20 protein-coding genes are annotated in these 23,924 nt (G+C 51.4%); 3 read left to right on the forward strand and 17 right to left on the reverse strand.

The annotated features are described in order from the left end of the window. Positions 1–28 precede the first annotated feature (28 nt). The 4 genes from SH302x_RS14390 to SH302x_RS14405 all read right to left on the reverse strand — a co-directional run bounded on the left by SH302x_RS14390 (position 29) and on the right by SH302x_RS14405 (position 4,891). Positions 29–1,534, reverse strand: a complete 1,506-nt coding sequence (locus SH302x_RS14390; protein WP_479363101.1) for a TolC family protein — start codon at positions 1,532–1,534, stop codon at positions 29–31. A gap of 852 nt (positions 1,535–2,386) precedes the next feature. After that, on the reverse strand, positions 2,387–2,713 hold the full coding sequence (locus SH302x_RS14395; protein ID WP_479369271.1) for a carbonic anhydrase: 327 nt from the start codon (positions 2,711–2,713) through the stop codon (positions 2,387–2,389). 191 nt (positions 2,714–2,904) lie between these two features. Then, positions 2,905–3,999 (reverse strand): site-2 protease family protein, encoded by a 1,095-nt coding sequence (locus tag SH302x_RS14400; RefSeq protein WP_479363102.1) that lies wholly within the window; start codon positions 3,997–3,999, stop codon positions 2,905–2,907. Positions 4,000–4,258: 259 nt separating this feature from the next. Continuing rightward, entirely contained in the window at positions 4,259–4,891 is a 633-nt protein-coding gene (locus SH302x_RS14405) for a carbonic anhydrase (protein WP_479363103.1), read from the reverse strand. 678 nt (positions 4,892–5,569) lie between these two features. Between SH302x_RS14405 and SH302x_RS14410 the strand changes: the two genes are divergently transcribed. The 3 genes from SH302x_RS14410 to sthA all read left to right on the forward strand — a co-directional run bounded on the left by SH302x_RS14410 (position 5,570) and on the right by sthA (position 8,487). Further along, on the forward strand, positions 5,570–5,917 hold the full coding sequence (locus SH302x_RS14410) for a TFIIB-type zinc ribbon-containing protein (RefSeq protein WP_479363104.1): 348 nt from the start codon (positions 5,570–5,572) through the stop codon (positions 5,915–5,917). A gap of 253 nt (positions 5,918–6,170) precedes the next feature. Continuing rightward, complete coding sequence (locus SH302x_RS14415; protein WP_479363105.1) at positions 6,171–7,019, forward strand: universal stress protein; 849 nt, start codon at positions 6,171–6,173, stop codon at positions 7,017–7,019. Between the two features lie 46 nt (positions 7,020–7,065). Beyond that, a complete protein-coding gene (sthA, locus tag SH302x_RS14420) occupies positions 7,066–8,487 on the forward strand; it encodes a Si-specific NAD(P)(+) transhydrogenase (protein WP_479363106.1) in 1,422 nt (473 codons plus the stop codon). Here the strand turns inward: sthA and SH302x_RS14425 are convergent. The 13 genes from SH302x_RS14425 to SH302x_RS14485 all read right to left on the reverse strand — a co-directional run bounded on the left by SH302x_RS14425 (position 8,481) and on the right by SH302x_RS14485 (position 23,843). Beyond that, a complete protein-coding gene (locus SH302x_RS14425; protein WP_479363107.1) occupies positions 8,481–9,191 on the reverse strand; it encodes a DUF2490 domain-containing protein in 711 nt (236 codons plus the stop codon). The two genes, sthA and SH302x_RS14425, sit on opposite strands and share 7 nt — an antisense overlap. Positions 9,192–9,399: 208 nt before the next feature. Further along, positions 9,400–10,368, reverse strand: a complete 969-nt coding sequence (locus tag SH302x_RS14430) for a universal stress protein (RefSeq protein ID WP_479363108.1) — start codon at positions 10,366–10,368, stop codon at positions 9,400–9,402. A 16-nt stretch (positions 10,369–10,384) separates the two neighbouring features. Continuing rightward, positions 10,385–11,368 (reverse strand): universal stress protein, encoded by a 984-nt coding sequence (locus tag SH302x_RS14435; protein ID WP_479363109.1) that lies wholly within the window; start codon positions 11,366–11,368, stop codon positions 10,385–10,387. A gap of 89 nt (positions 11,369–11,457) precedes the next feature. Next, positions 11,458–12,504, reverse strand: coding sequence for a dihydroorotase (pyrC, locus tag SH302x_RS14440; RefSeq protein WP_479363110.1), 1,047 nt, complete (start codon positions 12,502–12,504; stop codon positions 11,458–11,460). A gap of 269 nt (positions 12,505–12,773) precedes the next feature. After that, positions 12,774–13,829 carry a type I glyceraldehyde-3-phosphate dehydrogenase gene (gap, locus tag SH302x_RS14445; protein ID WP_479363111.1) on the reverse strand — a complete coding sequence of 352 codons (1,056 nt, stop codon included), beginning with the start codon at positions 13,827–13,829 and terminating at the stop codon, positions 12,774–12,776. 88 nt (positions 13,830–13,917) lie between these two features. Continuing rightward, positions 13,918–15,507: an L-lactate permease gene (locus SH302x_RS14450; RefSeq protein WP_479363112.1), complete on the reverse strand. Its 1,590-nt coding sequence runs from the start codon at positions 15,505–15,507 to the stop codon at positions 13,918–13,920. Beyond that, positions 15,504–16,511: an NAD(P)H-dependent glycerol-3-phosphate dehydrogenase gene (locus SH302x_RS14455; RefSeq protein ID WP_479363113.1), complete on the reverse strand. Its 1,008-nt coding sequence runs from the start codon at positions 16,509–16,511 to the stop codon at positions 15,504–15,506. Before SH302x_RS14455 ends, SH302x_RS14450 begins: the two co-directional genes overlap by 4 nt. 55 nt (positions 16,512–16,566) lie before the next feature. Then, a complete protein-coding gene (locus tag SH302x_RS14460; RefSeq protein WP_479363114.1) occupies positions 16,567–17,565 on the reverse strand; it encodes a 2-hydroxyacid dehydrogenase in 999 nt (332 codons plus the stop codon). 70 nt (positions 17,566–17,635) lie between these two features. After that, complete coding sequence (locus tag SH302x_RS14465) at positions 17,636–18,040, reverse strand: BON domain-containing protein (RefSeq protein ID WP_479363115.1); 405 nt, start codon at positions 18,038–18,040, stop codon at positions 17,636–17,638. 67 nt (positions 18,041–18,107) lie between these two features. Further along, on the reverse strand, positions 18,108–18,392 hold the full coding sequence (locus SH302x_RS14470) for a DUF2934 domain-containing protein (protein ID WP_479363116.1): 285 nt from the start codon (positions 18,390–18,392) through the stop codon (positions 18,108–18,110). Between the two features lie 155 nt (positions 18,393–18,547). Beyond that, positions 18,548–20,479, reverse strand: a complete 1,932-nt coding sequence (locus SH302x_RS14475) for a pyruvate kinase (RefSeq protein WP_479363117.1) — start codon at positions 20,477–20,479, stop codon at positions 18,548–18,550. A 14-nt stretch (positions 20,480–20,493) separates the two neighbouring features. Then, entirely contained in the window at positions 20,494–20,973 is a 480-nt protein-coding gene (locus tag SH302x_RS14480) for a hypothetical protein (RefSeq protein ID WP_479363118.1), read from the reverse strand. Next, positions 20,970–23,843 carry a cation-transporting P-type ATPase gene (locus SH302x_RS14485; protein WP_479363119.1) on the reverse strand — a complete coding sequence of 958 codons (2,874 nt, stop codon included), beginning with the start codon at positions 23,841–23,843 and terminating at the stop codon, positions 20,970–20,972. Before SH302x_RS14485 ends, SH302x_RS14480 begins: the two co-directional genes overlap by 4 nt. Positions 23,844–23,924 lie beyond the last annotated feature (81 nt).

Raw genomic sequence — 23,924 nt, forward strand, 5'->3', positions numbered from 1 at the left:
GAAGCAGGAAGAAAACTAAATCAATTCGTCAAGGCTGCGTTGCAATCGGTACAGAACTGGTTTGTCCGATCGATGCCAAGTATCGATACAGCGCCCGCCAGTACGCGGCCTTTGCAGTGACCGCTCTCGCATTGATTTCACGGAAATTTCTCTGAGCGTCGAGTAAATCGATCAGTGGTCGTCCACCATTGCGATAAGCGATTTCGATACTTTCCAGAACTTCGTCCGCTATTTTTTGTTGCTCCGACTCGATTGACTGCGCGTTCAACTTGGCAGCATCTAGTTCTGCGATGGCTTCGGAGATTTCAGCTTCCAGTTCTAGATCGGCCAATTGAAGTTGATGGCTGATCGAGCGACGCACCGAAGCGGCTTTGGCGATGTTTCCCTGATTGCGATCGTGCAGAGGCAGAGTCATATTTACTCCTGCTCCCCATGCGTTGACATCAGGAAACCCGATTGCTCTTTCCTGAAACTGTCGCGTGTAACCAAGTGCTGGTATAACATCGGGCTTTGCTAAACGCATCTCTTTGCGTACCTCGGCATCCGCCTGCGATATCTGCCGACGTAGTGAGATTAGATCTGGCCGATTTTGACGCGCGACGATCATCGCTTCGTCAAGAGTTAAGCTCTGGAAGAAATCATCGACTTCGAGGGTTCCTTCGACTTCAATCGATTGTATGCCGATTGAGTCGCCCAGATAAACCTTGAGCCTTGCAAGCGTAGATTTCTCAACTGCCTTCGCGGAGTTGAGCGCTTGTTCGGCGGTGATTAGATCGAGCGAAATTCGCTTGCCGTCGATAGCGGGCCTACCGCCATCTGCAATCGCTTGCTCAGTTGCTTGCAAGACCCTGCGAAAAGTCTCAACGTTTGTTTCTGCCAATTCTCTTAAGTCTTTTGCTTCCAGAGCATCGTAATAGGCCAATGCCGTCTCCGCGACTCGCAAACGGAGCATATTTTCAAATTCAGCTTGTGAAACGTGAATACTTAAGTTCGCTGCTCGCATAGCCGCAGCCCGTTTGCCAAATAGAAACCAGTCGATTGGATAGGCGAGTGCGATGTCAAACTGCGGCGGCCCACCTTGTCGATCTTCGGTAAAGGGGTGCGTTAAAGGGAAGAGTGAGGTCGCGGTATCGAGTTCCGGATTCGGCTTCAAGCTACTGGTCCAGAAGTCTGCTCTCGCTTGCTGCAGCCTTTCAAGCTCAATTCGGATTGCTGGATGACTATTCAGACTTTCAAGCATTAGCTGATTGAACGATATTTTAACCTCTTGCTGCGGGACAGGTAGAGTCGCATTCAATTGCAAGTTGCCCGGGTCTGCATTTTCTATCGCTGCCTGATTACCGGTGTCCCGATTGGTTTGTTCCTGATCGATCGAATCTTTCATATCTAAAATCGCGGGAACCGCCTCTCGGATGATTGGCCGTTGCTCAATCGACAACTGATCTTCTTGCTGGTTAGATGGGAGTTCGTAGCTACTTAGGTGAACTGGCGTCGAGTATAAAATTTGCGATGGCTTCGTTTTCTCTGTCGTCACGCGGTCAGAATTGTTTGTCTGTCTCAACTCGCCATTAACAATATGCGAGTCCGATTTAGGAGATCTTGCGAGCGAGAGAATGTGCGGAGTCTGACAACCCGCTCCCGTCACGGCGATCAAGCACAAGGATGTTCGGCAAGCAAGTGTGCAAATGAGCCAGCAATAACGGCGGGGCGAACTACTGCATAACTTTTCTACCGCTATCATCGCAGGGCCCATATCCATCGGAAATTAAAAGCACGGCAGCCATTTCTTCTCGGTAACAGAGTATCGTTATCGACCCAGCACGATTGTAAAATTGGTTAGATTCAGAGCAATGTGTACAGCTTACCTAACCCCCCACCGTGCTCTGGCCTATTAGCTAGCCTTCAATCGTTTTGCTTCGGCAAACAAATCCCGCCTGAGTGTGGTCCCACACATGAAATTTGTCCGCGAATCGTAAAATTGTCGATCAATCAATCGATTTGGGTGTGAGTCCGGGATTTCCCGCCTTACGCATGCAGTTGCTAGCAAATGCATCATCGACTTTGCCACCTTCCGCATGTCGATCGCTCGCCGTTGGAACGATTATCTTCCGGGTCTTTCTGGGGGTGATTTTATTGGCAAAAGCTCTTCCTTGTTCTTACTACAAGCAAGACAGATGAAATTCGATCCTAGCCCAAGAACGTGAAACGTCAGATCGTTCGCGAGCGTGGTGGTTGATCGCAAAAAAATTTCTCCAACGAACCAGGCGAATAGCAGCTAAAACCCAGGCAAAAAATGAACAACCCCATTTTTGAAAAGCCAATCCAGTAGCGCTGAACCGATCGGTCACGCCACGACAGAATTGAAATCCGGGTAAAACCCTTCAGATCAAATGCTAGCCACTGTAGCAAAATTAAAAATCTGCCAAGTTTGAGTAATCGAAACTTCGACGTTGTGTAGAATGCCAGTTTCGAAATCAAACGCTCCACTAGCCATGACAAGCTCACCTTTAGCGAGTCGCTGACCAAGTACAGTCGACGCTTCCGAAAGCGTCTGTGCCTGCAATTTTACATTCTCGTAAATCGCCTTTTCGATATCCCCTTTTGCATTCCGAATTGCAGGACGGATATGCTGGTATAGTGCGCTGACTTGTCCCGGTACGGATTTGGCACTCGCAGTCGCGACTACCGCTCCGCAATTGGTATGTCCCAGAATTAGTCCCGGAGGAGACGACGAAGGAACCTAGAGGAAGCCCCGGACCCACGTCCACCATGGTGGCCCGAGGATTGGCCTTGGCTGCCTCCACCGGATGAACCTGTGGTTATCGGTGCGCCGCCACCACTACCCAACATCGTCTGGCCGCGGCTCCCACCAGATCACCTTTATCACTTGCCACTGGGTTATCACTACCCAGGAGATATTTTGCGCGTTTCGATTGCGGCCTGAATGGCAACGAATTCGCCAACATTGTCCATCGTGACTAAACCTACCAATTCGCCTCGCCGAAGCACCGGCAGGGTATGACATTGACAATTTTGAAAACGACGAAATGCGGTTTCCAGCATCTCGGTAGCTTCAACCGTCTCAAAAGTTTGCTGCATCGACTGACCAACTGTTGCTTGTTGTCCATTACGCGACAAACCAACCAACAAATCCTGTTGCGTCAGTATCCCGACCACATTCCCATTGTCCATTACTGGAAAATCTTGCTGCGAACCACCCAATACCTTCTCCACAGCCAGTGAGAGTGGGTCGCTTGCCGATAGGGTATGAAAGTCCGTGATCATCGCCCGCAAAACGGGGATGCCCCCGAGTGACGATTTCATTTGCGCCATGCTCGCTTCTTGAGCCGCACCAATCCAGACGAATAGCGCAATAAACAACAAGAACGGATTTCCAAAGAAACCGATGAATGCGAAAAGCAAGGCCATTGCCTGACCGACGCTGGCGGCAATTTGTGTAGCGCGCGAGTATTCGAGGCGAGTTGCTAGGATAGCTCGCAACACGCGACCACCATCCATAGGAAACGCTGGAAGCATGTTAAACACGATCATGAACACATTGACCACCATAAGCCTTTGGATAAATGATCCGCTTGTCACACTGAGTTGCTCAAGCGGCGTGAATCCAGAAGTGAACTGGAGCCAAGCATAGAGCACTGCCGCAATGCCTACGTTCATGGCTGGTCCAGCCAGGGCCACCCACAGCTCTTGAAGCGGTTCCTCTGGCATTCGTTCTAGGCGAGCGACGCCGCCAATGGGTAGTAACGTGATGTCTCGTGTCTTGATTCCATATCGGGCTGCCATCAATGCATGGCCGAACTCATGAAGCAATACGCATCCGAACAATGCGACAATGAAGCCTATACCTTCCAGGCTCTTTCCCACGCTATGTCCTGCTGACCAGTGACTTAGAATGATAAAGCCAATTAAAATCAAAAAAGTAGCATGCACATACACTGCGATGCCACGAATTTCACCGAGTTTCCAGGACCACGTCATGATAGGACTACTTTTACTGCTGAGGATAGGATTTTGCCAAACGTTGAATGGCCTTGCATGCCCCTACGACGGTGACTATTGGTAGCATTTCGATCAGCTTCGGATAGGCTCTTATATGGTCAAGGGACAGGGTGAGCATGGTTTGGAACCTCAACGACTTGCGAAAAGATGACCCAGTAGGGCTGGATCGAACGGTAACGCTCCGCGAGGATTGCAATTCAATAGTCAAACATTCGCATGATTAAAGTTTAGGCATCTACTAAGTTGGAGCAATCGAAACCTCGACGGTGTGTACAATGCCAGTTTTCAAATCAAACGCTCCACTAGCCATGACAAGCTCACCTTTAGCGAGTCGCTGACCAAGTACAGTCGACGCTTCCGAAAGCGTCTGTGCCTGCAATTTTACATTCTCGTAAATCGCCTTTTCGATATCCCCTTTTGCATTCCGAATTGCAGGACGGATATGCTGGTATAGTGCGCTGACTTGTCCCGGTACGGATTTGGCACTCGCAGTCGCGACTACAGCTCCACAATTGGTATGTCCCAGAACTAGTATTACTTTTGCCCCGAGAACCTCGGTTCCAAATTCCAAGCTTGCGATATTTTCCGTGGATGCAACATTGCCTGCGATACGAGTTACGAACAAGTCACCGAAACCTTGGTCAAAAACGATTTCGACCGGAACCCGAGAATCTGCGCAGCCTAAAATGGCTGCGAATGGTTTCTGGCTTGGTTCTACTTCCTTCAATCTCTCGATGTCACGTCGCGGAGCGCGCACTTGCCCCGCCACAAATCGCTTGTTGCCTTCGAATAGTTCAGCTAGGGCCTCCTTCGGACTCAATTTTGAAAAATCGATATGAGGAGGTTCTTGAGCTAAGGCCTGATGGCTCAAAAGAAACGAACTTGCTACGCTTGCTGATGCAGCGGTCGCCATTAGATTTCTTCGAGAAATGGTCGGATTCGTCATCTTGTTTGATCTCTTCGATTGGGTGGTTAGAACCGAGGTGTTGACACGATGATAATATCATAACGGGGACGCCAGGGTTTCATGATCCGTTAAAGTTTTCGCGGAGTTAGGTATCGAAGCCGTGCTTTTCATCGTGCCCGATTGACCCAGAAGCTTTGAATTGCCTCCTATCTTCCTTGTCGGACGAAATGGTTGTTGGACGAAATGGTTGTCGGGCACGAAAAAATCGAGTCGAGTTTCACTCGATTCAGGACTTGGTCCAAAAAGGGAATGGACAAGTCCATTCGGGTTGTAGTTGACGTAGCACGCCCACCAATGATCTTAGTTGAAGAGAAAGGATCAGACGGGCTACTCGCAAGTGTCACGAATAGCGCTGCCCGCACTTTGATAACGAATGTCAAACGTACCAAATCCTTGAACGATCGAACAAGCATGGCAGGCTTAGAGATGATCTAGAAGCGGCAGGTTCTGTATCCCAAAGCAATGAATACTGCGCATTTTGCAAAACCCTCCAACCTATTGTATCGAAATACCGTACAATCCTGAATAGCGGTTTTACAGTCGGTCATATCCCAATTATAGCTTATTGGAAAGGTTCCTACGATGAAGTGTCCAAGCTGCAAAGAGGTCGATCTGCTTATGTCCGAAAGACAAGGAATTGAGATCGATTACTGTCCGCAGTGCCGTGGAGTCTGGCTGGATCGTGGGGAGTTGGACAAGTTTGTTCAGCAGTCGGACCGACAATCACGAGACGCTAACACAGGAGCTTACGATGAAACTGAACAGCCAAGATCGGGGCGAACAGCACATCAATCTATTAACAACCGTGAGATGCCGCTGCAAAACCAAAGAGAACCCCTTCGAAACGAAAGCGACGACGACTATCGAGACCACCCTCCCTCCGGGAAAAGAAAGGAATCGTTTTGGGGGAAAATGTTCGACTTCGATTGAAGATCCAAGTTAGATCGTCTTTTGCAGTAACCCGAGTGTCATCGTCACGATGCGCAACGAATGCGTTTGAAGACGTGACACTTTGGCAATCGCGCAAACATATCGACTTGAAGGTCGATTACATCTCCGATCATGACGCCGGATCTACGGAACGGATCACATCAAGCGAGTAGTTGTCGGCGGGAAAACGAATCGTAGGATCTTGGGAAATTGTCATCGTCATTCAATACCAACTGGGATTTTCAAATTAATCATGAGTAAAGCTCCCGGATTCGAACGGGTCTTTTACCCGTCGGATTTTACGCCAGCAAGCGAGATTGCGTTCGCACATGCGTTAATGATCGCCTTGAAAAGCAAGGCCATGTTCCAGTTGATGCATGTCGATTCAAAAAACGAAGCTGAGTGGGATCAATTCCCAAGTATCCATGAGACACTCCAGCGATGGAAAGTCTTACCGGCAGGAAGTTCGGACGCACATCTCGAACATCTCGGACTTGACGTTAGCAAAATCATCGCGTCTTGCCGGTCACCCGTTCAAGCATGCTTGGATTTTTTCGATGTAAATGATGTCGATCTGATTGTCCTGTCGGTTCATCAACGTGAGGGGATTGTTCGATGGCTAGAACCTCTCGTTGGCGAGCGGATCTCGGCTGGTTCCAAGCAAAGCACGCTATTTATCCCTGTTGGGAAAAATGGTTTCGTTTCTAAAGCGGACGGCTCTATTGCATTGCGAAACATTCTGATCCCAATTGTCAAAAAACCGCGTGCAGAAGAGGGTGTTCGTTTTGTACAGCAGTTAATCCACAATTTAGATATTGAGTTTGGGAGTGTTACCTTGTTGCATGTCGGACAATCCGAGACGATGCCGTTTGTTCAGCATCCACTCAATGGGGGGTGGGCTTGGAATAGAGTTCGTGTCGAAGGTGAGCGAACAGATTCAATACTTCAAGTAGCAGAGGACATCGAAGCAGATTTGATCGTCATGACGACGGACGGTCCCGACCGCTTTTTGGATGGACTTCGAGGAACAACATCGGAACGCGTGCTTCGAAGGGCCGAATGTCCGGTCGCGGTCATTCCTGTTGAATCGGCTATCGAATAGCGATTGCTTGTTGTCCCCCTTCTACTCGTCGGAATTCGAAATTCATATGAATCGTTCTCATTCTTCTAATCTCGATTCGACGCACTACGATCTGATCGTAATCGGAGGTGGCCCGGTTGGTATCAGCGGTGCCATTGCGGCAGGAATTCTTGGCAAAAGAGTGCTGTTGATAGAGAAAGAGCGTGTAGTGGGTGGAGCAGGTATTAATACGGGAACAATTCCAAGCAAAACCCTTCGTGAAACCGCACTGTTACTCTCAGGGGGGAGATCTCGAAAACTTTTAGGAATCGATTTGTCGGTGAGACGCGAGACGACGGTTACCGATTTCATGTGCCATGAAAAGCAAGTTAAGTTGCAGGAACGTAAACGCGCGGAAGGCCAACTGGCTTTCCGAGGAGTTTCCACAGTCTACGGCAACGCAAGCTTTGCTGACTCTCATTCGGTCCGCATTGCCCTAACCAGTGGCGTTGATGCAATTTTCCACGGCGAAAAAATCTTGATCGCCACAGGCTCCTCGCCGCTAAGACCTCCCGAGTTCCATTTCGATGATGATCGAATTCACGACTCGAATGAGCTTCTTGAATTGAAAGCTTTGCCAAAGAAACTGGTGATTATCGGTGCTGGCGTAATCGGCTGCGAATACGCCGGGACTTTTTCAGCCTTGGGTTCAGAGGTCAATCTGGTCGATGGACGCAATGCCTTATTGCCGTTTCTCGACCGCGAGATTTCTCATGCTCTTGTCGCCGCTATGACCGAGAATGGTATTCGGTTTCACTGGAAAGCAAATGTATTGGAATGCGATACATCACGACCTGGAAACGTGATTGTCAAGCTCTCGTCAGGAGAAATGCTCGAATGTGACGGCGTACTCGTGTGCGCGGGCAGAAGCAGCAATACCGACGAACTCAACGTTGCTGCCGCCGGACTTACTCTCGGACCACGCGGGCTTATCCAGGTAGGGCCGAACTACCAATCAACCGAAGTGATGCACATTTACGCTGCCGGGGATGTAATTGGTGCACCCGCGCTGGCCGCGACGGGGATCGAACAAGCTCGCTTGGCAATCGCACATGCGTTTGGAGTAACAAAGTCGACAGGACTTTCTGCTCTATTGCCCACCGGGGTTTACACGATCCCTGAAGCAAGTTTCGTCGGGGAGACCGAGGAAGCATTAGTCGAAAAGGGAACACCATATCTTGTCGGCCGCTGCCGATACTCGGACATACCGCGCGGAGCCATTATCGGTGATCATGTCGGTTTTCTGAAGTTACTCATACACCGAGACAGTAAGAAGTTGTTGGGGGTTCACGTGATGGGTGAACAGGCAACCGAAGTGATCCATCTCGGACTAATCGTTATGACATTAGGCGCAACAGTTGATTTGTTTGAAAATATCTGCTTTAACTATCCAACGCTAGGCGATCTCTACAAGTACGCGACCTACGATGCAACGCTGTTGCCTCAGTAAAAATAATTGAGGGATAGGATGTGGTTTACTCGATTCTCAGGACCGATGGTATTAATTGCTTGGTTGAGATAGCCGATTTCTAGCCGACCTCGACTTGAGAACTGATTCTTGATTCCGATACCGATAAATAACCGGTTTTGATCGAAGCCGGTATCTGCGCCCCAGTCAGTATCATTCAAATGAAAAAACATTTCATCCCACGTGACGATGCTAAGATTTGGAAATGATTCCAAACTACGTTGCGCACGGATGAACTGTCGCCATCGGAGTCCTACTTCGTCTCCCGTTTCCACATTGCGCTGTTCAAACCGAAGCCGGACAACGTAACTCATCAAGTCGTGTTTTGGCGTCCACATCCACTGTTGCCATAATCGATGTTCGTCAACACTCTCGCTGCCAATTGGTGAATTATGAATCCATGCGTACCCCGACCAGAAACTTTTGCTTTCGCCTAAATCGATTCCAATGCCAGGTCGTAAGAGGGTTTGCTGTAGTCCTTCATTGTCATCGAAAAATCGCAATTGGCTATCAAACCACCACTTCAGTTTGAGTTCTTGGTTCTCCACGAGCTTCAGATCGTCATTGCCGAAAACCGCCAGCCACATTCCAGTATCGTCATCAAATTGCCCGCGAACAGTTGAGGACGAATACAGGAAAATTAGAAAAAAAGCACTTGCAGCTTTCCATTGGACTGGGATTACCATTCACATCGGACTTTCAATATCAACACAACTCCAAAGTCTGGTTAGTCATCGGATTTTTGATCAATCGTCCACCAGGAGTTTTTCCTTAATAGTTTTTTAATCCGCGTTTTACCTGCTACCGGAGTTGTATTGCTGGCAATCCGCGCAGTTCTATACAGGTGACCATTGGTGACCGAATCTCGGAGAATGGTTCACCGTGCGAGTGTGATCATTGGTCGTTGCACTGCGGACTGGGGTGCAATGACCAGAATGCCGGATCGATGGGCGAGACGAAGTTGTCTGGTTTCAGAGTGAGAATACTGCAATCACAGGTACGAAGCACTTTGTCCGCTGTATTGCCCAAGAGAAGCCCCTGGATGCCACTGCGTCCGACTGTTCCCATCGCAACAAGATCCACATTGAGGTGCTGCGAAAGTCGGCAGACCTCCTTCCACGGTGTTCCCAAAGACAAATGAATCTGGATCTGTGTGCGGTCGATTCGCATTGAGTCTAAAGCATGACTCAGGCGCTTTTCCACAGCTTGGTTGATCTCCTTGCGAATCGCATTCGCTGCGATCTCAATGGGTGTGTCTCGTTCATCGATAACGTGCAGCAAATGAAACGCTGCCTTGGCCTGTTGTGCAATCCAGTGTCCATGTCGGACAGCTTTCCAACTGATTTCAGAAAAATCGGTTGCCGCCAACACCACTTTAGGCTGACCTATGTGTTGTGATTTCACCACCCACACGCTGGCCGGGCATTTTCGAACCAAACGACTGGCAGTACTCCCCAGCAAGAAGAGTTCCCAGGCCGATAAACCGCGTGCACCAGCCAAAACCAGATCGTATTCCTCCGATTGAACCGCATGAATCAATTCGACAAACGGATCACCCAAGAGTGTTTCATACCGTATGTCCAAATCCGCTGCTTTCACGCTTGCAATCAATTGCTGCAACTTGGCATCCGACTGTTGACGTACCTCACTCTCAAAAAGTTTTCCCTCGCCCTCCAGCAAGTCCATTCTCGCTTTGTACGAAGCTCGATGGGCAACTGTTTTCAGGTCTGGCAACGAGTGAGCCAAGACAATTTTCGCACCATTGAGACGAGCGAGCCAAATCGCCTGCCGCAATGCACCCTCGGCAAAGGAAGAGAAATCTGTCGCTACTAAAATTCGCCTAAAACCAATTGATTCATTCATATCGAATTCCCCGGAATCACTGAGAGGTTTCTTGCCCTTCGAGCTCACGTGTAAGCGGGCAAACGAATCCATCTGGTTTTACGGTTAGCATGCTGCAATCACAGGTGTCGAGAACTTTTTCCGCCGTGTTGCCAAGGAATAATCCTTGAATGCCACTGCGTCCAACGGTCCCCATCACGACAAGGTCCACTCCTTGATGCTTAGCGACTCGCCGAATTTCCTTCCATGGCGTTCCCCAGGCCAAATGCACTTGAATGCGAGTCCGATCGACGGATAGCGAGTCCAAAAAAGCATTCATTCGCTTCGTTGCTTCTTCATTGATTTCTTGTTGCAGTGAGCTTCCTTTTGGAATCCTGCAAATTGCATCGACAGGAACATCATTCGAATCGACAACGTGTAACAAATGAAACTCTGCTTCGGCGTGTTGTGCTAACCACAATCCCTGCGTCGCAGCATTAAGACTGACATCCGAGAAGTCCGTTGCGGCCATTACTACTTTCGGCTGACCTACATGTTCGGATTTCACGATCCAGACCGATGAAGGACACTTTCGGACCAGCCGCTTCGCTGTACTGCCGACCAAGAACTCTTCCCAGGGCGCTAGACCTCGTGTGCCTACAAGGACAAGGTCATATCCCTCTTTATCAACAGCATACACTATCTCTGCGAACGAACAGCCAAGATACACCTTTGTCTGAACGTCGATCGATCCGGCAATTTTCCCAATCAGTCGGCGCAATTGGATGTCGGTGTCCTTCCTCGCCGCCATTTCGAGATCTTCTGGTGATTCACCTTCGTTGGCCCATAAGTCGATCAACATGTCCATTTTGGGGTCAGGCTCGACTGTTGCTGGATTATATTGCGTCTGCAATACATGGGCTAAAGTGACCGAGCCACCAGTCCTGCGAGCGAGCCAAACTGCTTGCTTCAATGCCGCTTCGGCGGGCTCTGAAAAATCGGTTGCTACCAAAATTCGCTTGTAAAAGTGTTGTGTGTTCATGTTTTGTTACGACATCGTGGTGATTGCATAAATGGTGTCGTCGATACGACATACATCAAAGTTGTTTGAGTTTTAAGTGATGCAACTATTCACTTGGTATTAGATTCGGCCAACTGCCATGGGATGTCTTCATCGGCACGAAAGGGGATCACGAAATCGTCTTCAAAGGGGATGGATGACGGCGCTCGCCATGGCATTTTGACCAACGCAATACGCTCTTGGTTGCGGGGCAAACCGTAGAAATCAGCACCGTGGAAGCTGGCGAAGGCCTCCAGTCGATCCAGTGCTTGGACCTGTTCGAATACCTCCGCATAGAGTTCGATTGCTGCGTGGGCGGTGTAAATTCCAGCACAACCGCAGGGTGACTCTTTGTCGCGACGACGATGAGGCGCACTGTCGGTACCAAGGAAAAACCTGGGATGCCCGCTAGTGGCCGCTTCAATCAGCGCTAACCGATGCCGCTCTCGTTTGAGAACCGGTCGACAATAGTTATGCGGTCGCAAGCCGCCTTCAAAAATCGCATTGCGATTGAGCAAAAGATGATGAGCCGTGATCGTTGCACCTACTAGATTCGAAGAGTCTTGTACAAACTGCACAGCCTGTAGAGAAGTGACATGCTCGACCACGACTCGTAATCCGGGAAATCGACTTACCAAGGGCCCAAGATGGCGGTCGATAAAAACGGCTTCACGATCAAAAACGTCGACTCCGGGATCTGTGGTTTCGGCGTGTACCAATAATGGTAGTCCAAGCTTTTCCATCGCTTCTAAAGCTTGAAAACAAAAAGTGATTTCGCGGACACCGTGCTCTGAATTTGTTGTTGCTCCGGCAGGGTACCACTTCACACCATGCACGAAACCACTTGCTTTAGCCGCAGCGATCTCGGCCGGCGAAGTTTCTTCGGTCAGAAACAACGTCATCAGTGGCTGAAAGCTGATCCCGCTTGGGACTGCTTCAAGGATGCGGCCACGATACTGTCGAGCAAGCTCCATCGTAGTGATTGATGGTTGCAGATTGGGCATGATGATCGCCCGAGCGAAACGCACCGCGCTGGCGGGCACAACCATTTTTAACAGATCATGATCGCGCACGTGCAGATGAAAGTCATCCGGTTTCGTGAGAGAAAAAATCTCCATCCTCAGAACAACCTGATTTCATTGATAGTTGGATCAAAATGTAGCAACCACGGGATTGCCAGCCGAAAATAAAAAGGATTCGTTGGAAAGCACCCGCCTCATCTCAAGTTATGAATTATGCGATGCTAACCGATCGCGTGAAATCAGATCGTAAACCATTCCGGCATAGTGGAATCCACCATACCCAGATCACTGCGTTGCTGCTGGAATAGGGGTGCGTGAACGTTGGTAGCCCTGGAGTAAACTCAAAAGCATAACCTTTGAACGGACTACAAGGACTTGGCCATCAACGCGGCGAGATCAGCCGTGCGGCAGGAGTAGCCCCATTCGTTGTCATACCAAGTGACGACTTTAACGAAGTTACTTTTGTCCTTTCCCAGAGCCATCGTAAATTGCAGGTCAATCGAGGAAGAGTGCGGATCGCCTTTGTAATCGATGCTAACAAGCGGCTCGTCGACAGCTTGCAAAATACCTTTGAAGCGAGGCTCTTTTGCCGCGGCGCGGAAGAGAGCCCGAAGTTCCTCGGTGGTGGTTTCTCTTTCAAGTTCAACCGTAAAATCCACGATGGAAACAGTCGAGATCGGAACTCGTAGGGCGTAACCATCAAACTTTCCCTTGAGACTCGGGATGACCAATGAGATGGCTTTTGCCGCGCCAGTCGTCGTCGGTATGATGCTCATCGCGGCAGCCCGCGCACGGCGCAAGTCGGAATGAGGCAGATCAAGAATTTTTTGATCGTTGGTGTAGGCGTGAATGGTCGTCATGAAGCCGCGTTTGATGATGAACGCGTCGTGAACGACTTTTGCGGCTGGTGCGAGGCATGTGGTGGTGCAGGACGCATTGGAAACGACATGATGCGTCTCTGGGTCGTACATGTCTTCGTTCACCCCCAGCACGATGGTCAGGTCTTCGCCTTCCGCGGGAGCCGTGATGATGACTTTCTTCGCGCCGCTTTTGATGTGACTGACAGCGCCCTTGACGGTCTTTCCTTTCTTGTTCACACCGTCTTCCTTGATTGTGAATAACCCCGTGGATTCAATCACAATGCCCACACCGAGCTCGCCCCAGGGAATTGCCGTCGGGTCTACCTCTTTGAAAACCCTGACCTTCCTGCCATCAATGACGAGTGAATCACCTTCAACTTCAACCGAACCATCGAAACGGCCATAGTTCGAATCGTACTTTAGCAGGTGGGCCATGGTTTTGAGGTCGCCGATGTCATTGAGAGCGACAACTTCCAGTTCGTTCGAATGATTATCGCGGATCGCCTTCAAAACCTGGCGTCCGATGCGTCCAAAACCGTTGATTCCAACTCGTATCGTCATAACTCAGTTCCTTTCAGAAATGGCTGGCTCTTTTCCAGCTCAAGAATATTCGTCGTCGTCATGCAAGCGATCTCGGCGATCGCTTCGTTCATAAAATCACTGCCATCGCGGCGGCGATGGCCCCATAGAGCAGCATCGGTCCGATAGTCTGCTTGAGTATTTCTCCCTCTCGGTTTCCTAGGTTGAGCACGGAACAAACGGCCACAATGTTGTGAATAGCGACCATGTTGCCCATCGCGCCGCCAACTGATTGCAGCGCAAGGATGGTTGTGCGATCGAGTCCCATGCGTGTGGCGATAGAATCTTGGATCGGTCCGAAAGTTAAATTCGAGACCGTGCATGAACCGGAGAAGAAGCTGCCGATGGCTCCGAGAAAGGCAGCCAGATACTGCCACCATTCGCCTGTGGCCGCGGCCAGCGAATGGCCGATTAGTACCACGGATGACTTGTCTCCACCGACCGTTAGCATCTGCACAAAGACCAATGCGCCGAGTAGGGCGAGAATTGGATTGCCAATTTGTGCGGCTGATTCCTGCCACACCTTTCTTGCGGTGCCCGCTGGCGCGGCGAGGACGCACCAGGATACGACTGAAACCAGGATAAATGGAATCAGCGAAGGCACGTAGAGGACCTGGTGCGTCCAGTCCGTATCCGTGCCAAAGATACCTCGCAGATTCAGTACCAGGGCCTGACTGATGGAAAAGCTGCCAAGGCTGCCGAGAGGGAAATCCCAGGCCGGAACCGCAGCGGTGAGCAGATCGCGCAAGCCGAGTGCAGGAATGCGCGTTGCGAGCAGCACGAGCACGGTGGCCCACAGTGGGAAGAACGCATTCACAACTGCGCGTGCAGTCGGAGTCGCTTCGGAAGTTGCCGCCGCCTCAACCTCGCGAGCGAGGCCGATGCGATGATGGGCCATCCAAACGGTGACAAGCAATCCGATCAGTCCACCCGCGACGGCGGGAAATTCATCGTCCACCAGCGCGAGCAAGAACATGGGCACCACGCTAGCGGCCAGTGCGAGGTAAATGAAAACGAGATTGCGCCAAATCTCCTGCCAACTTAGTAACAAGCGAAAGGCCAGCAGCGGGACGACGCCGGCGGCGGCGCTATGGATGATCGCCGTTTTCCACGACACAGCGCGTAATTCCTCCACACTTAATCCGAGCTGCGCGAATCCGAACCACGTCGGCGTGCCTACTGCGCCGAATGAGACCGGGACGCTGTTGAGGATGAGGCAGGCCATCGCCACTTGCAGCGGCGGAAAACCAATGCCCACCAGCAATGGCCCGGCCAGTGCAGCGGGTGTTCCGAAGCCACTAGCTCCTTCGATGAGAAATTGAAACGACCAACCGATGATGACGACTTGCGCGACGCGGTTGCTGGAGAGATGATTGAACCACTGACGGATTGTGTCCATCGCTCCGCAGTGTTCCATCGTTTGGAACAAAAAGATGGCACCCCACACGATGAGAATCGGCGTCAGCGCCACCAGCAAACCTGCCACTACCGAGGCATTCACGAGGTTAGCATCGGTGCCAAACCACACGAGTCTGACACCATAGGCCACAATTGCCGCGAGCGGCAGAGCTTTGGCGGAAGGCATCGGAGCCCTCTTCGTCATCCAATAGACGAGTAGCAGAACTGGTCCGGCGGCAAGGATGAGATCGGTGGCGGTCATTGAGTCCTCTGCGCGGTTCGCAATACGCGAATCAAACCGTCGATCGATGGCGGCACCCCGTCGATCCAACGGCTAACCAATCTCGCTAGAGGTGCGCGCACCTTTCCGGCGCGAGCGAGCCCGCACGCCGCAGTCGCGGTTCGGACACCCTCTGGCAGAACTCGCATCTCCTCCGCAATCTCTGCGGCCATTTTTCCCGAGGCGAGACTTTGCCCGAACCTGCGATTGTGGCTGTCGCGCGAAAATCCCGTCGCCACCAGATCACCCAGCCCGGCGAGTCCATAGAGCGTACTTTCCTGACCGCCGTGGGCGCGTGCGATGGTGGCCATCTCATGGATGCTGGCGTTCAGTGCAGCGGCTTCGAGATTTCGCGCGCCGCCAGTCAGTGTTTCGAGACAACCGAGGAGGATGGCATAGACGTTTTTGAGGATGCCCCCAATCGCAGCGCCCGTCACATCGGTGGTGGTGGAGACGAGGAGAGTCGGCCCAGCCAGCCAACTCGCTACACGCTCGGCTATGCGATCATCTTTCGCCGCCAGCACGACCGCTGCGGGAAGCCCGCGTGCAAGTTCGTTGGCGATGGCTGGCCCGGCCAAATGCACGCAGGAATGGCCCGGTGCTAGGCGGCCCATCAGAAACGACGGCAGTTGCCTCGTCTGCGGTGCAAAACCTTTTGCGAGGTTCAGTAGGACTGCACTATTCATTAACGCGGGCACGACCGGAGCCAGTGTCGAAGAAATGAAAAGTGACGGCACGCCGATCACGACAAGTGCCGCATCCGTGACACACTCGCCCGCGTCGGACGTGGCACAGACTCCATCATGCAGACAGACCCTGGGCAAGAAGCGACTGTTTTTGCGGTGCAGTCGGATGTCCGTCACGACTTCGGGAAAAAAATCCCAAATCGACACCTCGTGGCCTTTGCAGGCCAGAACATGAGCCATAGCAGTGCCTATATTGCCCGCGCCGAGAACTGCGATCTTGATTCGTCCCATGTGAGTCATGTGAATTAACCGCTAACCGGTGGCAGATCGAATGCATCAAGTTGAACTTGTGATGTCATAGCGTGGTCCCCTCCAAGAATGGTTCGCGGGTTTCGAGTTTGAGGATGTTCGCGGTCGTCACGCGAGCGATTTCGCTGAGTGCTTCATGGGTAAGAAAAGCCTGATGCGATGTGATCAGAACGTTGGGGAAAATGAGTAGGTGCGATAGTTCGTCATCCAGCAGAACTTGCCCAGAGAGATCTTGAAAGAAGATGCCTTCCTCCTCCTCGTAAACATCTAACGCCACGCCGCCAATGTGGCCCGATTTCAAGGCAGCGATCAGCGCGGTGGTGTCGATCAACTTGCCACGGCTGGTGTTTAGGATGAATACGCCCGGCTTTGTTCGAGCAATCGACTGTTCGTTTAGTAGATGGAGCGTTTCTGGCAGGAGCGGCAGGTGCAGCGAGAGTATGTCGCTCGCCGCCAGCAGGGTGTCGAAGTCGCAGTAGTGGATGCTGTGGGCGTTGGCCCAATCGTGCATCGGAAATGGATCGTAAGCCACGACATTGGCCTCGAAACCGCGAAAAATCTGTGAAGCGATCCGGCCGATCTTGCCCGTGCCGATGATGCCGACAGTCTTCCCTCGGATGTCGAACCCTACGAGTCCGTTTAGCGAGAAGTTTAGTTCTCGAACGCGATTGTAAGCCCGATGGATTTTACGGTTGAGCGTAAGCAGTAGCCCGACGGTGTGCTCGGCTACCGCGTGGGGCGAATACGCCGGAACACGCACAACGGCCAAGCCGAGCGCACGGGCTGCGGCCAGATCAACGTTGTTGTGGCCGGCACAGCGTAAGGCGATCAGCTTCACTTCCAGTGACGCCAGCACTTCCAGGCATGCACGGTCAGCGTGATCGTTGACGAAGATGCACACTGCCTTTGAGCCTTTGGCAGCGTGAGCCGTTTCCGCACTGAGCCGGAACTCATGAAATTGCCACGCAATGCGTTCCACGCCGGGGGCACGCGCTAGGTATTCCCGGTCATAGGACTTCGTATCATAAACGGCGGTTTCGAACATTGATTCAAGTTCCTTCTTCACAGGGTCACGACGAGTACCGGTAAACGAGAAGCGAAGCTCCTTTTAAGCGCTATCCCTTGGCGGAGGAAAGGAGGCGTCGACGACGAAATTCGGTCTGTGGTTTGTTTTGCACCGCTCGTTCCATGACCGGCAAATCCATGTGATGCAAGGACGATACTGTGGAAGTTTTCGGTTCATCAGAGGGGGATTCAGTCACACCGTAATCATCTGGAATATACACCACGTCTATTCGGTCAATGATCTTAGTCACACCTCCAACACACTTGATACACTCGACGGCGATTTGTCGCATGTAAAACGTCGGCACTTGACCTTGAACAACTGCGATGCCTTGCTTGATACGGATCTCCAGAGTCCGAATGGACCGGTAGCCCCGTTGCTGGAGTAAAGCTTTAACTTGATAAAGTAGTTCACGGTCAGCTTCATCGGTATCCGACATTCTTTCTAACGACACTGCATAGTTCCTAAGTCAGTTATGGTTCATTCGCCATTAGTGCTGCCTAAGCCTTTGGCCCTTACGACTAAGCTTGATGGGCCTTTGATTCGTTCTGCTTTGAGTTCACTTCCCGCTCGGCTTCCAGCCAGAAGTCGAATCCGTCTCCCGCTGGGAAACCTGCCATTTCCCATTTACGATGAGCGAGCAATCGAATTGCATCTTCGTTGTCATTCGCGGACTGTTGGTTTTCAGAATGCTCCGAATCGCACTCGCGTTCAGCTCTCAATGTCAAAGTTGTGTTCGGGTCGGCAACAAGAAACTCTGCCGAGGTTGTTTGAATGTCTTGGCGTTTGGCAATGGATTTGGCCATTTTTTTTCTCCACTTCTCTAAGGGTTGTTGCAACAAATAAACTACAATTGGACTTGGTATCACTGGGACTGTTAGTTTTCATTATCTCTTCATCGCCCTTGGCCGCAATTTGATGTAGTTCTAGCCATTTTGAGATAAAAAACGGTTCGAACTAATTAGTCATTTTTCTTGAAGCGAATCGCCAACTCTAGCGGTCGAAGCAGCGAGCGCTTCTTCTGCTGATGACCGGCCATTCGCTGGAGTATGTTTTCCAGTGTCTGCACCGCCTTTACGATGTGGGGGCCTTTATTAAGCATTACGCACTCGGCTCGTTGACTGCTAGCAGCGTCTGAGACTTCTGCTCTCGTGGCGAGTCCGTCTTTCGCGACACTCTCAAGCACCTGCGTTGCCCAAATTACCGGCACGTGCGCGGCCTCACAAATCCATAAGATCTGCTCCTGTACTTCGGCTAATCGTTCAAAACCGCACTCGATCGCTAAGTCACCGCGAGCAATCATCACCCCGTCACAAGGCGTGCTCATGGATGCCAACAACATTGCTGGAAGTTGCTCAAATGCGCGACGCGTTTCGATCTTCAGGATAATCCCAAGGTGATCGCCATTTAGGTGTTGAAGTCTAGCTTCAAGTTCCTCGACGTCCGCTGCGCTTCGCACGAATGAATATCCGACAATGTCTGCATGAGCGACAATAAAAGGCAAATCCCTAATATCTTTTTCCGTTAACCCGGGTTGATGCAATGTCGAATCCGGCAGGTTAATCCCCTTGTCCGCACGTAGCTTTTCACCACCGACGCGAGCTTGAACGATCCTGACATGCAGTTGGTTCACTTCAACCGATTCGATCGTACCACCGATTTTGCCGTCATCGAACCAAATGCTCTGGCCAACCCTCACGTCGGCGAAAATAGACGGCAGAGTACAACCGATTTGAGCAGGACTAATCAACACACCCTGCTGACTCCATTGTGCTGGCCGACCCAGCACTTCATCTCTTGTTAGAATCAATGTGTCACCTTCCTTCAGCACAAGCACCTGCTCAATGGCTGGAAGTTGACCCAACTTCGTTTTATAAATTTTGGCGGCGCTCGTCCCTTTGCCGATTCGCACTCGGAGCGTCGTACCAGTGGTAACATATGCCGTTTGTTTGGCCTCGGTCCAACATCCGTGTCCCAACGTTTCGACGACTCTGAGTGATCGCCTCGATCCGCGTTCGTCTATGAATCGGATTCTGCTCCCAGTTTTCAGTCGTTTCAGCCATTCGCCACAAACGGGTATACATGCGTCGCAGGTTTCCGGCGACTCTGAAGATTCGCCGTCTGAGTACAACCAAATTCGTGCCGGGGCAGTCACATGTCCCAATCGATTGCGCTGAGGCCGCCATTTGACGACTTGCTCACCCGCCTCGATTGGCCCCGTCCTCAATTTTGGACCGGCTAGGTCCATCAAAATGCGACATTTTTTCCCAGTAGATTGCTCCGCATGACGTAGATTCTTAATCATCGCGAGCCATTGCTCAGCGTCATCATGAGCACAATTGACCCGCATACAGTCCATACCGTTGACTACTAAATTGCTAATTAGTAGTGGATCAGTAGCTGCCTCAGACGGCATGGTCACCATGATAAGCGTTTCGCGAACTTCGTCAGATTTTCCAAATAGCGCTTCCGTGTGCTGCTGCAATAGGACTCTTCCTTCATCACCATCGTTGATTGGTACGCGAGTCGGCAAATCATTCAACGGTATCTCGGCGATATTAGACAAAGTTTCCGTCACGCATTTGATAGATGCCATGACGTGCGATTCGGCTCTTCCAATCGACGAAAGCCCCAAGGCGGAGAGCCGTTTCTGAAGGGGGCGCAGGTCATGCCGACGCAAAGCGATGTAATGGAGCAAGTTGCGGGCGCTCTTCTCATACGTTGGGTGAATCCGCTGTAATAACGATTCCCATTCAGTCTCCAAATCGATCGCGGTCTGGCTAATTTGATTTAGCTCTTGGATCAACTGCTTAGCTTCGTTGATGCGTTGTATCGCCGCTTCAGAATGATCCGTAGTTGAGAACTGATGTTGAGGTGCGTTATTCGCTTCCATGATTTTCAATTGACCTATTTGTCACTTGGCTTTTGAGTATCGGATGTGTTTTGTTGTTCAATGTTTGAGCGATTTCGTTGATTCAGCAGGACATGGCATTCAATGCAACTTCGCTCTAATCGAAGAACAGCTTCCTTCGAGGAATCCGAATCCTCGCCTTTAGCTGCTACGATCAAATCTTCTAGCGATTGCTTAAATTCATCGCTTTGTCGTTCGTATTCGGGAAAGCGCAGAAAGCGTTCGATGGTCGTGTTGTAGGATGCCATTCTTTTTGCTTCGCGATAAAGCTGAGGAAAATCCTCGTGAATCATCCCATCTAAAATATCCGCCATTGTCCTTGACTTCCGATGCATCATTTGTTGCGCGAGACCGCCCTGTGGCAGATTTCCAGCTACCGTCTGCCACAACCAGTGAACCGACCATGAGACTGCTACGATCACCAGCAGCACGCTCGCCACTCTGGCGACAACTAATACAGGTTTTCGTAGGTTCATCGACTCGGCCCCACTGAGTTCAGTATTGGAACTGCCTCCGATTTAGTCGTAACACGGCTCGCCCATTTCCGTCGTAGCCACTTTTCTAGTCCGATAATCGCATAGGCCACAACGGCGGTCAGCAGAATTCGCCACCAAGCATCCCATCCGATCGGAGCACTATGGAAGAACCGGTTCATGAAGGGTGCGTAGGTGAATAACATCTGAAGTACGAGCATGCTCCCTACGCCAACCCAAATCCAGAGATTCGAGAAGACGCCTAGCTGAAACATGGACTTCGTTAACGAGCGGCAACTGAACAGATAAAACAATGACACCATCACAAACACGTTTACGGAAACGGTTCGAGCGTAAGCGTACCGGCTGCTTTCGTCCAACACTAAACCGGTGCTGTTACCTAGCGCCCAGCTAAATGATCCAAACGCACCCACAAGGAGAACTGTCGAGACGATCAGTATGCGACCGATCAGGACGCCGGTAAGGATTGGCGAATCGGGGTCACGCGGTGGTCGCTGCATAATGTCTGGCTCTTTCGATTCAAACGCCAGCATCAAACCAAGGAACACAGCCGTGGTCATATTGATCCACAGTATCTGCGTTGGTAGCAAGGGCAATGCGATACCTGCAAAAATCGCTGCTAGTATTACTAATCCTTGGCCCGCGTTCGTTGGGAGAGTCCAAACAATGAACTTGGTCAAGTTGTCGAACACTCCTCGACCTTCTTCAACCGCCGCCTGGATGGTTGCAAAGTTGTCGTCCGTTAAGACCATGTCGGCTGCTTCCTTGGCGACTTCAGTACCGCTTATCCCCATCGCCACACCAATGTCGGCTTGTTTCAGTGCGGGAGCATCGTTCACGCCGTCACCAGTCATCGCGACGACATGACCGCCGGCCTGAAGAGCCCTCACCAGTCGCAGTTTCTGTTCGGGAGTGACTCGTGCAAAGACAGCTACTTGGTCCGCAATATCGATCAACTGTGAATCAGATAGCTCAGCCAGATCGCGACCGGTTAGTACCTTAGGGTTATTGGGCTGCGATAAGTCACGTCCATTAAGCCCAATTTGTCGGGCGATGGCTTGAGCGGTTAGCGCATGATCCCCCGTGATCATCTTGACGTGAATTCCTGCTGTTTGGCACGCCCGAACCGCGTTGATCGCTTCCGATCGGGGCGGGTCGATCATTCCCTGGAGACCAAGAAATGTCAGATTGTTTACATCGGAATGAGTGATGGACTTTACATTGTCTCCTAGATCGGCAGAGGCCAGAACCAGCACCCTCAAGCCTTTCGCGGCAAGACTTTCAAGTTGACGTTGCACCGACGCAACGTCCAGGGGCACCTTGTGACCACTCACATCGAGCATGGCCACCGACTTCGCTAGTACAACTTCCGCAGCACCCTTGACGTACAGCTTCTGTCCTTCGGTCTGCCCGTCGTCAGCCGACCATCGTTCGTGCAATGAAGCCATATACTGATGCTGGCTCTCGAATGGGATCACATCAATCCGACGCAAACGTGCCGACCACTCCTTTTGGCCCAAACCCGCTTTGGAGGCAGAAGCAATCAAAGCGCCTTCGGTTGGATCACCATGGACTTCCCATCGTCCCGACTTCTCTTCCAAAGTCGAATCGTTACATAACAGTCCCGCCAACAGACACTCCCGCAGTGCGTTATTGGTGTCGAAGCTCACCGTTTGGCTAGGTCCCGATTCATTAAAGACTTTGATCTCGCCAGTTGGACCGTAGCCGCTGCCAGTGACTTCGTAACGAGAATTTCCCGCCACAATTTCGCGCACAGTCATTTGATTTACGGTGAGTGTGCCGGTCTTGTCGGAACAAACGATGGTGGTGCTCCCTAGAGCTTCAACAGCCGGCAATCTGCGAATTATCGCTCGGCGTCGGGCCATCCTCGCAACACCAATCGACAAGGTAATTGTGACTGCTGCCGGCAACCCTTCCGGGATTGCTCCGACCGCCAATGCCACGGCTGCCATGAGCATGTCAATGGCTGGCTGCCCCCGGAACCATCCTACAAGAAACGTGATCGCCGCCATTCCCAGAATCACCATCAATAGCAGACGGCTGAATTTTGCGATCTTTCGCGTTAGCGGCGTCTGCAACACGTCGGCGGTGGAAATCAATTTCGAGATGTTCCCTACCTCAGTATTCGCCCCAGTCGCAAAGACCACACCTCGCGCTTGACCGAAAGTAACGAGCGTGCTCGTAAACGCCACGTTGCGACGCTCGGCGAGTGGCGTCGCTGCATCCAGTGCTTCCGAATGTTTTTCCACGGCTACCGATTCACCCGTGAGAGCCGATTCATCCACCTGCAAGTCGCGGCAGTGAAACAGGCGTAGGTCGGCCGGCACCTTGTCCCCTGACTGCAGCAAAACAACGTCGCCTGGAACTAACTCGGCAGAAGAAACTCGGCGTTTCTCACCGGCCCGCACGATGGTGGCTTCTGTCAATGTAGTCTTGGCTAGCGCAGCGAGCGCTTTAGCAGCACTTGACTCTTGGAAGAAGCCAATTGCGGCATTAATCAGCACGACTCCGAAGATCACGGCCGAATCGACCCACTCTTTCAATACACCGGTGAGCAATGCCGACGCCATCAGAATGTAAACTAGCGGTGTGTGGAATTGCAGCAAAAGCCGCAACCATGGACTGATGCCAAGTTGTGGAGGAATGACATTGAACCCGAATCGTTCCTGGCGTGAACGCGCTTCGAGAATATCAAGTCCGCTTTCGGCGTTTGTACCCAGTAGCCGCAAAACCTCGTCCGCAGCAATTTGGTGCAAGTTCCCTCCGAAGGGTAATTCCGGGGTTATCTTTGCATCAGCGTGTTCTGGCTCTTGGGACGGTACTAATCGCATGTTTTGTTTCACTGGCCACGACTACTGAAACTGACTCTACTTCGTCAGCGAGAATGATTATGCGACTCAGCTCGATGATCG

It is taken from the genome of Njordella calcicola (assembly GCF_056494125.1).